This window comes from Petrotoga mexicana DSM 14811 (assembly GCF_002895565.1).
GTDB classification, from domain to species: domain Bacteria; phylum Thermotogota; class Thermotogae; order Petrotogales; family Petrotogaceae; genus Petrotoga; species Petrotoga mexicana.
This window is the reverse complement of sequence record NZ_AZRN01000012.1, coordinates 55,077-69,733: the sequence shown is the minus strand read 5'-3', so window position 1 is coordinate 69,733 and position 14,657 is coordinate 55,077. Positions and strand designations below refer to the sequence as shown.

Here is a 14,657-nt window from a genome sequence, read left to right as displayed (position 1 = left end):
GATAAACGTGAAATAATTGTTTTTATAAGAAAACTTATACTAATGTGGTGGGAGGGTTAACATAAATTTTGATGTCTCTAAAATATGTTTTAATCGCTGAGAATAAAAAGTCATGATTTTTCTTTTTACTTTTTATAATGATTTGATACCTATAATTTCCTCTTAATTTGGAAATGATTGGTACAACTGGTCCTAATATTTCAAAATCATCCTGATTTTCAATTTTACCCAACTCTTCGACGATTTCATTTGCTTTTGCTTTTGCTTTATCAGCAGAAGGGTTGTTCACTAAAATCAAAAACAAGGTTACAAATGGAGGATAACCGTATATTTTTCTTTGTTCGAGATCATTCTCGGCAATCAGGTCAAAATTATGATCAATTAAAGATTTATAAATATTATTTTCTGGTTCAAAACTTTGAATGATGACTTTGCCTTTTTCTTTCCTGCCAGATCTCCCGGCAACCTGCATGAGCAAAGAGGCTGTACTTTCTTGGGCATTGTAGTCGGGGAAGTTGATATATCTATCAGCGTCAAGAATGACTACTAAATCTAGATCTTGAATATCCAAACCTTTAGTGATCATCTTAGTCCCGACAACAATCTTTTTCCCAGGTTCTTTCATGAAATTGAAAGTGTTTCTTAAATCTTTGAATGTTTTTATAACCGTTCTATCAACCCTTACCAGAGGTTGTGAAGGGAACAACTTAGCCAATTCAGTCATAACCCGTTCCGTACCGAAACCTCTGGTTTGCAGCTTAAAGCCTCCACATTTTGGGCAAAAATTTGGTAATTCACTTTCCTTTCCACAGTAATGGCATCTTAATTTTCTTTCTTTTTTATGAAAGGTTAATGAAACATCACACTCATCACATTTAAATATATATCCACAATCACTGCAAATTACATAATTGGCATATCCTCTTGTTGGCGTAAAAACAATTACTTTTTTGTTTTTTTTCAAAGAAACTTCTATATTTTCTACTACCTTTTTGCTGAATATCCAGTTGTATTTTTCATCTTTTTTCATATCAACTATTTGGACTTCAGGCATTTCGGTAAAATATCTTGTTTTTATTTTTTCAAGATAAAAAGAATTTGTTTTTGCCTTGTGCAGATCAACAACCCGTGGGGTAGCTGATGAAAGTATCAGTTGAATATCTTCTAAATCTTTTCTAAAACAAGCTGTATCTATTGCATCGTAACTAACATTTTCTATCTGATAGTAAGATTGATCATGTTCTTCGTCGATTATAATCATTTTTAAATCTTTCATGGGTATGAAAATGGCGCTTCTTGTTCCTATGACTAAATCTAATTCACCATTCACGGCTTTATACCAAGTTTGCACTCTTTCACTACTTGTAAGTCCAGAATGGTAAAAAGCTGCATTGTAATTAGCGAATCGTTTTTTTAACCTGTTCATTAGTTCGGAGGTTAAAGAAATTTCTGGAACCAAAAGAAGTACTTTCCCACCACTTTCCAAAATAGGTCTTGCCACCTCGAAAAATACTTCGGTTTTACCGCTCCCCGTAACCCCGTACAATAAATGTGGTTTATCAGGATTTGCTTTTATTGTTTCAACTGCTTGCCTCTGTTCATCATTTAAAGAAACTTCTGTATTTTTTTGGTAAGCCGTTATACTTTCTGATAATTCTATTATACCTTTTTTCCTTAAGGTGTTCAAAACGGTGGAACCTTTTTTCACAATACCTTGTGAGTACAGATCGCTTTCTAAGGTTTCACCGTTTATGGAGAGATAATTTATTACCTCTCTGGCAGATTTTGATACATTGAACTTCCACGTCTCTTTTAAGTCCATTTTTAGACTAACAAACTTATCTATTTTCTTTGTAAATTCTTTTCTATATAGTTCTATCTCAATTAAATTTGAATCCAAATACTCTCTTAACTGCTTGTTGGCTTTTGAAGCATTATCAAAAGATTTTAAAAATTGTTTGTAAAAAATAGGCTTTTGAATAGGACCCAAAGAACTTTTTGGTATAATTCTCAGTTTATAAATATCCGAAGAAAGAGGAGGAAAAAGCAATCTTGCAACCTCTCCAATAGGAGCCATAAATTTTGAGCTTACTTTTTCCATAAGTTTGATGTGATTCTCATTTAATAAACTTTTATTATCCAATGGAAATGCGATCTCTTTTATTTTGCTAAATTCGGTGCTTTCAGCTTCTTTGTAAATTAAGCCAGAAAGGAACTTACCTCTTAAATCAATAATAACCCTTTGACCTATCTCTAATTTTTTATCGCTTTTGTAGGTAAACCCATTAAAAACCATTTGACCTATGGGGATTACTTCATAATAATACATCTAAATCCTCCAATTTCACTCGCTAACAAGTACAAGAAAACTTTTACTTGGCATTTTTTCTATGGTATTAAAGCTTTCTCCAGTTAAGATATCTCTGTAATTTCCGTTCAAATCATACTCAATTTCAATTTGTGAATCTTTAGAATTTAGTGCAATTATGACATTCTCTGATTGATAGCGTCTTTCATAAATTAGAACACTTTCATCGGCATACAATACCGTATAATCACCTTTTCTTAAGGCATTACTTTCTTTTCTTAATTCTGCCAATTGGGAGTACAAATCTAAAATTTCCATATTCCACTTACTATCATCCCAATAAAATGGAACCCTGCAAAATGGATCTGTGGTCCCCGTCATACCTATTTCATCACCGTAATATATTAGAGGAGATCCTATAAACGTCATTTGAAGAACAACAGCTAATTTCATTCGTTGTGTATCTTCACCGAGGGCCGTTAGTATTCTTTCAGTATCATGTGAACCTAAAAGGTTCCATAACCCATGCAACACTTGTGGTGGATATTTGTCTATGTATGCGTTAGTGGTATTAATAAAGTTAATAGCCCTTCCACCTTTGGCATATGCAATAGCCGCATCTCTGAAAATGTAATTCATAACCGAGTCGAAACTTGGATCTTCAAAATAAGAAGTGGCATCTCTCCAAAATTCTCCCACAACTAGGGCTTCTTGGTCTATGTTTTTAATATTCTCGTAAAGAGCTGACCAATAAGTTTCAGGGAGTTGATCGACCGCATCCATTCTCCATCCATCTATCCCAAAACTCATCCATTTACCAATTACCTGATTTATGTATGCCCTTACTTCGGGATTTTCATTGTTTAATTGAGGGAGATCAGCGTATCCATGCCAACCTTCGTAACTTTCTGTGGATTTTTTGATAGGAAACGATTTGATATAATACCAATCCAAATAATTGGATTTTTCTTGTTTGAGAAAGTTTTCTTTCATGGCGAAGAATTCAGTTCCAGTATGATTGAATACACCATCTAAGATTACTTTGATATCTGATTCATGTAATGCCTCTATCATATTAGAAAAGACCTCTTCGTTACCGAAAGAATCATCAATTTTTAAATAATCAGTTGTATCGTATTTATGGGGAGTTTGAGCTTCAAAAATGGGGTTGAAGTAGATCGCTTCCACCCCGATGTATTCTAAGTGGTCAATTGAATCAATGACCCCTTGAAGATCTCCACCATAAAAACCAAAAGAAAGAGAATTTCTGTTGTGAGGGCCGTTCCAACTATAGGTCCCTTGCGGATCGTTGGAAGTATCACCATTTCTGAACCTATCAGGAAATATTTGATAATAGATCCTTCCTTTTGACCATTCTGGTATATCAAAATAAGAAATTATAGGATGATTAAAGTCGAACTCAAAAAACTCTTCTGTTCCGTTGAAACCATATATTATTTCTTCGCTATCGCGGATCAAAAATCTATACTTTAAAACTTCAGCTTCGGTAAATACGTGAAACCTATAAAGGATGGTATTATTGAACTCTATTACAGATTTTTGTATAGAGGATGCGTTAGCTTGTAGTTCAACGTCTTCAATATCATTTTTTTCGAATTCTATTGAAAGATATATTTCACCCTTTTGGACCGGATTTATATATCTTCTTTCGTTATCGAAATAAACCTTTTTAATTGAGCCGTCTCCAACTTTTGGAAAAACAAATGATTCTTGAACGGTGCGTACATTGAAGATTTCACCGTTATAGGCTTGTACATCCTCGTTTGAAAAATCTATCGTTCTTTTCCCATCTACGATGAATTTATACAGGTATTCGCCAGGTTCTAAATCAACATTGTAACGCCATAGTCCCGTGAAGCTTTTTTCCATGGCGATAGGTTCAAAGTTATTAAAACTGGCAATTAAATAAACAGAAGTCGCTTCTTTCGAGTATAAAAACGTAGTGCTAACAGAAAAAGAAACTACAGCAAAAATAAGTATCATTACAACGAATAATACTTTCTTCATGAAAGTAACCCCCCTATCAATGAAAAAAGTTTACTGATTCGAGACAGTGATCTAATACCTTATTAACTAACGGCTTCTACTTTTTCTATTACCGTCTTTGCCAAGTTAACGTAGACATTAGTTACTTCTGGAGTTCCGAAATAAGCAACAGGTTTACCTGCATCCATGTTTTCTCTGACAGTTGAATCCAAAGGAATTTGTGCAAGTAATTCTAAGTTGTATCTTTCTGCTAAAGATTTTCCACCATTTTCGCCAAAAATGTAGTGTTTAGTTTTACAATTTGGACAGATAAAATAAGACATATTTTCAACTATCCCGATAACTTGCTTATCCATTTTTTTTACAAAATTAATAGCCCTTTCCACGTCGTCTTGTGAAACGGTAGAAGGTGAAGTTACGATCAAAGCACCCTTAATCTTGTCCACGTTTTGGAAAACCGTCAGAGGTTCGTCTCCTGTACCTGGAGGTGCATCGATAATTAGATAATCCAATTTACCCCAAGCAACATCTCCAATGAACTGCATTATAGCACCTGTTTTTAAAGGACCTCTCCAGATAACAGCATCATTATCGTTATCTAAGAATTGGGAAATAGAAATAACTTTTATTCCGTGTACTTCAGGGGGTAGTATTTCTCCTCCCAAAGCAGATACTTTAGCTTCCTTACCTCCCAACATTCTTACTACATCGGGACCATGTAAATCAACATCCAAAAGGCCTACTTTCCTACCTTCTAGAGCCAAAGCTACCGCTAAATTCACCGCAACGGTAGTTTTTCCAACTCCTCCTTTACCGCTCATAACCATAATAACGTTGTCTATATTTTCAAGTTTTTGAGAGATTTTCTCTTTTCGTTCCTTTAAGTTAGCCATTTTATTCCTCCTAAAAATTATTGTATTTAAATTCACTCAACAATCTTTACTTCGTAGGTCATTTCTGTGGAACCTCTAAATGTAGCGGTTGCTCCACAATATTTTTCTTGTGAAAGTTGAGCAGCTCTTTGTAATCTATCCATAGGTAGATCTTTCCCCTTAAATTCGAAAATTATATGAATCTTCGTGTATTTTTTGGGATGCTCCTCACTTCTTTCTGTTAATATTCTCAAATTCAATGCATCGTACTTTACTTTCATTTTGTCCAAAATCGTTACCACATCTATCCCTGTACACCCACCTAAACCAGCGATTAAATACTCCATGGGTTTTGCACCTGAGTCATAGCCAAGGAACTCTGGATCTGTGTCCACATGAATATCATGACCAGAAGGTGTTTTCATGTAAAAATGACTACCGTGTGTGTTTTGCAATAGAAATTCTGTCAATGTTAAAACCTCCATTTTAGTTTTATAGCGCCCCTTCGCCCCGCTGCCCACCCATCATAAGGAAAGGGGAATCAGTGTTTCACCCTGCTCCTCACCTATATACTGAATTTAATTCTTCTTAGTATTAAATTATATCATGAAAAAGTAAGTTATAAGTTGAAATTAAGTTTCTATAGGTTATAATTTTGCCATGAAATGTCGTGGAATTTTGATTTTTTTTTGCTATCCATTTATTTTTAACATATTTAACCCTTAACATACCTTGACGAAAGAGTCTAAATATAGTATAATTTATTTGATCGATGCAGGTGTAGCTTCAGTCGGTAGAGCGCCGCCTTGGTAAGGCGGAGGTCATGGGTTCGAGCCCCATCACCTGCTCCAGAAAATCAATGCGGATATAGCTCAGCGGTAGAGCACTTGCTTGCCAAGCAAGGGGTCGTGGGTTCGAATCCCATTATCCGCTCCAAAACCCGGGTTAAGCCCGGGTTTCATTTTCTGAAAGGAGAAAATCAATATGAATTTTCAACTGACAGATGTTGAATCCGGACACGTATACTATGCAGATAAAGACACCAAATTCATTGACATAGCAAAAGAATTCGAGAAATCTACCGGGAAAAAGGTTTTATACGTAAAATTCAACAATGACATTAAGGAATTGTTCAGCAGAGTGCCTAAAAGTGGAAGTATACAATTTTGCGATATTACAACGCCAGATGGTGTGCGTATTTATAGGCGAGGGCTTTTCTTTGTTTTGTACATTGCACTGAAAGAAATCAATCCAGAAGATAAGTTCTATGTAAATAACACTCTCAACGATGCCATGTATTGCGAATTTAAATCTGGTGAACCATCGGAAGACTATTTAATGTTACTCGAAAATAAGATGAGAGAGATCGTTGAAAAAAACATAGTATTTGAAAAGAAAACCATCGATAAATTCGATGCTATAAAAATGTTTAAGGAGATAGGAGAAGAAGATAAAGCCTTACTTTTCAAATACCGAAAGAAAAGTACCGTTAATATATATTATGCTGGTAAATATTTTAACTATTTTTATGGATATCTTCCTTATTCAACAGGGTACGTCAATAAATTCAAATTAAAAAAGGTAGAAAAGGGGTTCGTCATAATTCATCCAACAAATCGTTTCCCCAACGATGTTCCAGATTATAGTTATTCACCAAAGTTATTTGCAACTTTCGAAGAATACAAAAATTGGTTAGATATTATGGAAATAAAAACTGTTGGAGAATTAAACTCCATAATCTCTCAAGGTGCCGAAAGAGTAAGAGATATCATTAGGGTAGCAGAAGTTTTACACGAAAAAAAATATACACAGATAGCTGATGAAATAGTAAATAGAAAAAATATAAGATTGATAACGATAGCTGGACCTTCTTCTTCTGGGAAAACCACAAGTGCCAAAAGAATCGCATTACATCTTAAAGTGCATGGGTTAAGACCTGTTCCAATATCTTTGGATGACTTTTTCTTAGAAAGAGAGAAGACACCGCGGGATGAAAACGGTAATTACGACTTTGAAAGCATAAATGCGTTAGACTTAGAATTGTTTAATAACACAATGGTTGATCTGATAAAGGGAAAAGAAGTCACTCTCCCAAAATTTGACTTCAAAACTGGTAAAAGATTTTGGCGAGATGAAACTTTGAAAATAAAAGAAAATCAACCTATTATTATAGAAGGGATCCATGGTTTAAACGAACTGTTAACCGCTTCTATTTCAAAAGAACAAAAGTTCAAAATCTATGTTAGTTCTTTAACTCAAATGAATTTAGACAGTATGGATAGAATTCCTACAACGGATACTAGACTTATAAGAAGGTTAGTGAGGGATTATTACTTTAGAGGTTATTCCGCCGAAGATACGTTAAAAATTTGGCCTTCGGTTGTAAAAGGTGAACATAAGAACATATTTCCTTTCCAAGATGAAGCAGACATTATGTTCAATTCACACCTAGTTTATGAGCTGTCGGTTTTGAAGTTATTTGCCGAGCCTTTATTACTCCCTATTGATAACTCTCATCCTGAATATACAGAAGCTAAAAGGTTACTGAGATTTTTGGATTACTTTCTTCCCATCACAGAACTCGATGAAATACCCAAAACTTCAATAATAAGAGAATTTATTGGCAAAAGTGCTTTTAGATATTGATTTAGATATATACGTTATACCGACTTTATTAAGTTGACTTTATTTTTATAAAATATTTTCTTTCTTTGACTTTGGAAAGTAAAATTCTCCTTATGAACGCCGGACTTCAAAAACCTTCCACAGCAAATTCTGGTTTATATTATACTTTTTGGCTATCTCAAAAATCGTGTCCTCTGATTGTACAAATCAGAGGACTTTTTTGTTTTATAATTAGTCTGAAATGGTTGCAGTATAACTTTATTTGTTGTATAATTTAAAAGATTACTAAATGATTTCTTTTTTATGATATAAAAGATATATTTTTATGAAATTTAATTCACAAAAATAAAAACCATGAAAATTTTTTCTTTATTTTGTTTAGAAAAAAAGTATCCACATACATTATACTAGGAGGGAGAAGTATGAAAAAAGTTTTTATTGTTCTTATGGTTACTTTGATGGGGATTTTTGCGTTTACTCAAGTTAAGAATCCTGATTTGATCTTCGATGCTACTATTGGCGAGCCAGATACTTTGGACCCCCACCATCTTCAAGACAGTGCAAGTAGTGAAGTTATTATTAATGTTTATGACTTCTTAATAGCATACGATGGTGAGAGTTTATCTAAGTTTGTTCCTATGCTTTCAACAGTTGTTCCTTCTGTTGAAAATGGTTATTTGAGAGATGGTGGAACAACATATGTCTTTCCAATAAGAGAAGGAGTTAAGTTCCACAACGGTAACGATTTAACACCTGAAGATGTCGAATATAGTTTTGAAAGGGGACTGTTATACGATCCTCCTGGAGGGCCAATGTGGAGGTTGTTTGAGGCTATGTTTGGTGTTACCAGTATAAGAACATTGGTGGAAGAATACGTAGGTGCTTCATGGGATACTATATTTGATGATGATATGAATCCAACAACTCCTGAATATGAAGAAGCTTTGGCTAATTTTTACTACGATGTGATAGATCCTGCAGTAGAAGTTCACGGTAACGAAGTTCACTTCCATTTAGTAAGACCATGGGCTCCATTCTTAAACCTGATAGCAAGTAGCTGGGGTTATAATGGCGCAATATTAGACAAAGAATATTCCATAGAATTAGGCATATGGGATGGAAATGCAGAAGGCTGGTGGAAATACCATGGCTGGAGAAAAGAACAATCTCCCTACGCAGACCATACGATGGGAACGGGTCCGTATAAATTGGTAGAATGGGACCACGCTCAACAAAGGGTAACACTCGAAAGGAACGATGATTACTGGAGAGGTCCAGCCCCAATAAGAAGAGTAGTTATTCAAGGTATAGACGAATGGTCAACAAGAAGAGCTATGCTTGAAGCGGGAGATGCTGATATAGTTGATGTTCCTGCTCAATATTTAGATGTTGTAAAACAAATGGAAGGGATAACAGTTTTGGAGGGATTACCTATAAATCAAATTGACTATTTAGACTTCACCTGGCAAGTTAACCCTGAGTCACCATACATTGGTTCAGGTCAATTGGATGGGAACGGAATTCCACCAGACTTTTTTGCAGATCGGGATGTAAGATTAGGTTTTGCGCATGCCTTTGATTATGAAGGGATGATAAATGAAGTTTTGAACGGTTTGGGTCAAAGAGTTCCTACCGCTTTACCTCGCGGATTTTTAGGTTTTGATGAAACTCTTCCGTTATATGAATTTGACCTTCAAAAGGCTGAAGACTATTTCAAGCGTGCTTATAATGGTAGATTATGGCAAACTGGTTTCAAAATGTCTATTCTTTACAATATAGGAAACGATGTAAGGAGAGTAGCTGGAGAAATATTAAGGGATAATCTAGCAAAGATGAATCCTAGATTCCAAGTTGAAGTTAGAGGAGTTCAATGGCCAACTTACTTAGATGAAAGAGAGAATAGGATGCTTCCAGCTTATTCCTTAGGTTGGCTGGGAGGCGGTGTTCCAGATCCACATTACTTTATTTCCCCATTTTACCACAGTGAAGGTAATCTCGGAGGAATGAGGGGCGATAATTATGCGGAATTTGCAAGTTTACCAAGGCCAGAGTTTGGTGGGAGATCATTGAATAAAATGATAGAGGATGCCTCTCTTGAATCTGATCCTGTGAAAAGGGAGCAAATGTACATAGACATTCAAGAGTTTGTCTATGAGTACGCAATTATTTTACCCTTTCATCAACCTCAGGAGTTGAAAGTCTATCGGTCTTGGTTAAAAGGTTATATACACAATCCAAGTATGTCCGGTGATTATTATTATAACTACACTAAGGCGGAATAACAATCCTGCTAAAATACGGTTCAACATAATTTATAGGACTTACACCACTTAGCTGCTGCTAATGAATGGCAAACAAAAAAAGGAGACATGTAAACCACATGTCTCCTTTTCTTTAATGATTAACCCTTCACAGAACCTTGTGTTAATCCTCCTATTATCCATTTTTGGAGAGACAAAAATAGAATGATCATTGGGACTGCACCCAATAGCGAGGCTGCGGTGAACAATCCCCACTCTGTTTCGTAAGGTCCTGTCGAGAATGTTTGTAATCCAACGGCATAGGTATAATTCGCTTCGCTTTGTAATACTATCCTTGCCATGACAAACTCGTTGAATATGTTCATGAAGGTAAGTATCATAACAACTGCTATTATTGGTAAAGATAGAGGCAAAACGATCCTCCAAAAGGTTTGGAACCTTGTAGCGCCATCTATCATTGCAGATTCTTCCAAAGAGTCTGGAATGGTGTCGTAGTAACCTTTGAACAACCACATGTTGTATGCGATTCCTCCCATGTATGCAAAGATCAATCCATCCAAGGAATCCAAACCAAATACTCCAAAGTAATCTCCCATAAATTTCAATATGCCGTAAATTGCAATCATAAACATTACTCCTGGGAACATCTGAATTATCATCAAGAAGAATAATCCTTGCTTTCTTCCTACAAATCTCATCCTTGAGAACGGATAGGCCGCAACCGACGTTATTAGAACCGTCAATACTGAGGTTATACCAGCTACGATTATGGAATTTAGAAGCCAACGCATGAAAGGTTTTCTTACTTTTGCCGACCAGTCTTCTTGCAACAAGTAAAGATCTTTATCAATACTCCTAAGTTTTGACTTTAACTCTGAGTAATCTGTGTAATTTGATAGATCGCTAACTATCCTTGAGGCGCGGGCTATATCGGCTGAAGCTTTCCCGTATTGTGTATTATATAGTGTTTCAATCTCAGAAAGTGGTTCAATAGTAGTCACGTTACCGCCTTGATTCAAAGTGAGATATTCACTGAGATTGGTATTGAATATATTAAGGTTTTCTTCCATTTGATTTTGGATAACCGTTAACTTTTCTCTTCCCTGATCGAATCTTTGTTTTGATTCCAACAGATTGTTATACCAATTCATTAATACGTATCTGTCACGATCGGGCGTAAAATACGGATAATAATTAGAACTCATAAAAGATGCATAGTTCACTGATTCAAAGTTGTTAGTTATTTCTTGATTGGCACTTTCCATATAAACTAACAAAAAAGGAAGGTTTTGTATCTTTTCTAAGTTACTTAAGATTTCTTCATTTTCTTGTTTGATCTGTGTAAGCGTGTTTTGAATTTCATTCTTTTGTTCTCTTAAAGTATTTAACTGAGCACTGTATTGAGCTAATTGCTGAGTATTTGAACTGTATTGTGATGTTAATGGTAGCAATTCATCTATGTTTTCAGAAAGTTTTAAAGTTGAGCTTTTTGCCGCTTGATAGCTCGGTAAAATTGATGTTGAATCTTTTATGGCGTATATTTTTGTAAAGTTATCGTTTAAAAATTGATAGACTTCAGTAAAAAGCTCGAGCGTTTCTACAAATCCATTTTCTATGAACATCTCTATAGAATTTAAATCCTCTAAAGCAAGAGGAAGAATCTGGGAAAATTTTTGAACGTTATCGTAAAAAGATTTATCTTCCCCAAATAACGGTGTCTTTCCTTCTACATTCGTAAGGTCTTGTCCACTTAATATGTTATAGGCAGCATATAATCGTTCTTTTTCGACTATGAATATATCAAAAAGGGCAGATAGGCTGTTGTATATTTCACTGTTTTGCCCTTCTAAAAGGGCCTGTTGTGAAGTAATTTGGGATATTTGTGAGTTTATATCGTTCAATTCTGCTTCTAATTGAGATACTTGACTTATTGACTCACCGTATAATTCGTTAGACTGTATTTGAATACTATTTTGGATATTTTCTATTTCTGTTTCAATTGAATCCCATCTTTCAGACAACGATAAAATGCTTTCCTCAAACCTTCCTGCTTCGGGCTCTTCCTTCACCCATCTCCTGTACGTCCTTACCTTCCAGGCAGAAGTTTTCAGTGGTATTTGTAGTATCGTATTTACTGTTTCTATATAGTATTCACTATCTTTATTCAAAGAACTATTTTCCAAGTTAGTTATTATTTCTTTTCTCTGAGTAAAATACTCACCTAACAATGTTTGCAATTGTGTAGTGTCAACGTTTATACCCATGCTTTGGGATAGACTTAATATTGTGGTTAACTCTTCTTGGAAGGTTTGATAATCTTCATTCCTTATTTTGTTGATATCGTTATAAAACTGATCTTTATACTGAGTTTCATAAATTGTGAATATCTCATCATACGAATTTTCCAAATCTTCGAAGTTGTTTTGGGTTTCGGCAAAATATTCTTCCAAACTGGTTAAAAACTTCGTTGCTTTGTTCTGTGCTTCTGATGTAGATAATCCGCTGTATTCTCCGATGTACGAACTTAGAGAATTGAGTTCGTTTATTAACTCCGGTACATTTGGAGTTTGAAGTATTAAATCTTTATAATTATTTACAGTCAATCTGTTCGAAAACAGTTTTGGTGAAAAGGCAGCGTTATCTCTTCTTATAGATGTAGAGATCAACCATACAAGAGGAAAGAGTATTACAACGATACAGATTATTAGTATTATATGCCTTAAAGTGTAATTTTTCTTTTCGATCATAGCCATTATCTACTCACCTCTTCAAAAGAACCCGAGAATCTAAAGTTAAAGTAGCTAAACACTGCTATTATTGCAAATATGATCATCGAAATAGCGGAAGCGAAACCAAAATCTTGACCTTGTGAACCTTCAAAAGCTAGTTTATACACATATGAGATCAAAATGTCTGTTGAACCTGCAGGGGTGTTAGTTCCCGCCATTGCTGGTCCACCGCCTGTAAGTAGATAGATTAATGTAAAATTGTTAAAATTGAAGGCAAAACTCATAACCAGTAATGGAGCAACAGCTACCATCAAAAGCGGTAACGTTATCTGCCTGAACTGTTTCCATCTGGTCGCTCCATCTATAACAGCTGCTTCGTATAGTTCACCTGGAATACTTTGTAAAGCACCAAGACTTATAGTCATCATGTAAGGAAATCCCAGCCATGTATTCGTTATCAATATTGCCACTTTTGCCCAAAATGGATCGTTCAACCATTTTACGGGTTCTATCCCTAAGTTTCCCAGTATGAATCTGTTGATGATCCCGTACGTTTCATTAAAAAACCCATTTCTCCAAACCAAAACCGAAATAAAGGCAGGTATCGCCCAAGGGATTATCAGTAAAGTTCGGTACACTACCTTTCCTTTAAGGTTTGCATCGTTTAGCACTAGGGCGAATGCGAGTCCGACTACGAAAGTGAGAAGAACACTTAAACCTGCGTAGGCAAAAGTCCATCCAAAAATTTTAAAAAAAGGTCCAGAAATTCGTGGATCGGTTATTATTTTTGCAAAGTTTTCCCCACCTATATAGTCTTTGTATCCTATTAATCTGTACAATTCTCCATTCTCATTGTAATCCCAAAAGGCTGAGTCTCTTTCAACCAATTCTTTGTTAGTTAGCGTGTTCACCACAACTGTTTTGTATATCTCTCTTTCTCCATCAACTATAACCTTCACCGATGTATCGTAAACTCTATAGGCTTCTGAGAACTTTTTGAATATTGTTGAACTAGAGAGACGAAAGTTTTGATCTTGCAATACCAAATTTAAAGATTTTAAATAATTTTGTCTCAACACAGAGTTGTAAAATGCTGAATTTGTAGAGGTAAGTGGATCAACCGGAGAATAAAAATACGCGTATCTGATTCCTCCGTTTTTCTCAATGGCTATTATAGAATCACTACCAGTGGTTCCTAAACTCTCAGTAGGGCGTATTAATGTGTAAGTTGTATCGTTTATGTTTACTTCGTCGTTTTCGACTGGGAACAATTCAGATTCTGCGTATATTAGGTTACCTCTTGAATCGTACTCTAAAGTTACGGGTTTTTCGGATAAATACATATTTTTATCGTCATATAAAAGTAATAAGAAGTCTTCGGTTGGTTTGTATTGCTCATCGTATCTTACAAATACTTTGAAATCATAGGCTTTAGGATCTTCTGGTTCAAAGTAGTACGTGGGATCTGTGAGGAGAGTATCTATAGCGTTTGTTCTAGTGAATAAATGTCCCGTACCGTAATTAGTGAATGAGGTATCTATCGTATAATAAATTGGATATATAGTTAAAACGAAGAGAAAAAACAAAGCAGGTAACGTATATCTGTATGGGTAAGCTTTTTTAGAAAAAATCGCCCAATCGGTCAAAACAAGAAAAATACTTATAACTACACCTAATCCATAGTTGGCAAGTATGAATAAAAGAAGTATCGCCCATACAAGAAGTGCATTCATCACCCCAATGAATATCCATATTAAAAACGTAGTGAACTTATTCATGAGCTGCCCTCCCATAAATTTTTACTTTAAAAAAAAGGAGAGGGGATAACCTCCCCTTTTTGTTGGTTAAAAAATTT

The 14,657-nt window shown here is 35.1% G+C and carries 8 protein-coding genes and 2 tRNA genes; 4 read left to right on the top strand and 6 right to left on the bottom strand.

Annotated elements, in window-relative coordinates:
- Positions 1–34: 34 nt before the first annotated feature.
- The 4 genes from priA to X927_RS03580 all read right to left on the bottom strand — a co-directional run bounded on the left by priA (position 35) and on the right by X927_RS03580 (position 5,657).
- Positions 35–2,329, bottom strand: coding sequence for a replication restart helicase PriA (priA, locus tag X927_RS03595; protein WP_103076735.1), 2,295 nt, complete (start codon positions 2,327–2,329; stop codon positions 35–37).
- 15 nt (positions 2,330–2,344) lie between these two features.
- Positions 2,345–4,336 carry an alpha-amylase family glycosyl hydrolase gene (locus X927_RS03590; RefSeq protein WP_103076734.1) on the bottom strand — a complete coding sequence of 664 codons (1,992 nt, stop codon included), beginning with the start codon at positions 4,334–4,336 and terminating at the stop codon, positions 2,345–2,347.
- Positions 4,337–4,398: 62 nt separating this feature from the next.
- Positions 4,399–5,208 (bottom strand): Mrp/NBP35 family ATP-binding protein, encoded by an 810-nt coding sequence (locus X927_RS03585; RefSeq protein ID WP_103076733.1) that lies wholly within the window; start codon positions 5,206–5,208, stop codon positions 4,399–4,401.
- Positions 5,209–5,240: 32 nt separating this feature from the next.
- Complete coding sequence (locus X927_RS03580; protein ID WP_103076732.1) at positions 5,241–5,657, bottom strand: OsmC family protein; 417 nt, start codon at positions 5,655–5,657, stop codon at positions 5,241–5,243.
- A gap of 304 nt (positions 5,658–5,961) precedes the next feature.
- Between X927_RS03580 and X927_RS03575 the strand changes: the two genes are divergently transcribed.
- From X927_RS03575 to X927_RS03560, 4 genes are all read left to right on the top strand, one after another.
- Positions 5,962–6,038 (top strand) — tRNA-Thr (locus X927_RS03575).
- Positions 6,039–6,048: 10 nt separating this feature from the next.
- A tRNA-Gly gene (locus X927_RS03570) sits at positions 6,049–6,123 on the top strand.
- 48 nt (positions 6,124–6,171) lie between these two features.
- Positions 6,172–7,833 carry a nucleoside kinase gene (locus X927_RS03565; protein ID WP_103076731.1) on the top strand — a complete coding sequence of 554 codons (1,662 nt, stop codon included), beginning with the start codon at positions 6,172–6,174 and terminating at the stop codon, positions 7,831–7,833.
- 401 nt (positions 7,834–8,234) lie between these two features.
- Complete coding sequence (locus tag X927_RS03560; RefSeq protein ID WP_103076730.1) at positions 8,235–10,094, top strand: ABC transporter substrate-binding protein; 1,860 nt, start codon at positions 8,235–8,237, stop codon at positions 10,092–10,094.
- A gap of 119 nt (positions 10,095–10,213) precedes the next feature.
- Here the strand turns inward: X927_RS03560 and X927_RS03555 are convergent, their stop codons facing one another.
- Positions 10,214–12,820, bottom strand: coding sequence for an ABC transporter permease subunit (locus tag X927_RS03555; protein WP_425440363.1), 2,607 nt, complete (start codon positions 12,818–12,820; stop codon positions 10,214–10,216).
- Between the two features lie 5 nt (positions 12,821–12,825).
- Positions 12,826–14,580 (bottom strand): ABC transporter permease subunit, encoded by a 1,755-nt coding sequence (locus X927_RS03550; protein WP_103076728.1) that lies wholly within the window; start codon positions 14,578–14,580, stop codon positions 12,826–12,828.
- Positions 14,581–14,657: the final 77 nt, after the last annotated feature.

Coding starts and splice junctions, on each gene's coding strand:
- X927_RS03555 (WP_425440363.1), bottom strand. CDS start 12,820: ATGATCGAAAAGAAAAATTACACTTTAAGGCATATAATACTAATAATC.
- X927_RS03585 (WP_103076733.1), bottom strand. CDS start 5,208: ATGGCTAACTTAAAGGAACGAAAAGAGAAAATCTCTCAAAAACTTGAA.
- priA (WP_103076735.1), bottom strand. CDS start 2,329: ATGTATTATTATGAAGTAATCCCCATAGGTCAAATGGTTTTTAATGGG.
- X927_RS03590 (WP_103076734.1), bottom strand. CDS start 4,336: ATGAAGAAAGTATTATTCGTTGTAATGATACTTATTTTTGCTGTAGTT.
- X927_RS03550 (WP_103076728.1), bottom strand. CDS start 14,580: ATGAATAAGTTCACTACGTTTTTAATATGGATATTCATTGGGGTGATG.
- X927_RS03565 (WP_103076731.1), top strand. CDS start 6,172: ATGAATTTTCAACTGACAGATGTTGAATCCGGACACGTATACTATGCA.
- X927_RS03560 (WP_103076730.1), top strand. CDS start 8,235: ATGAAAAAAGTTTTTATTGTTCTTATGGTTACTTTGATGGGGATTTTT.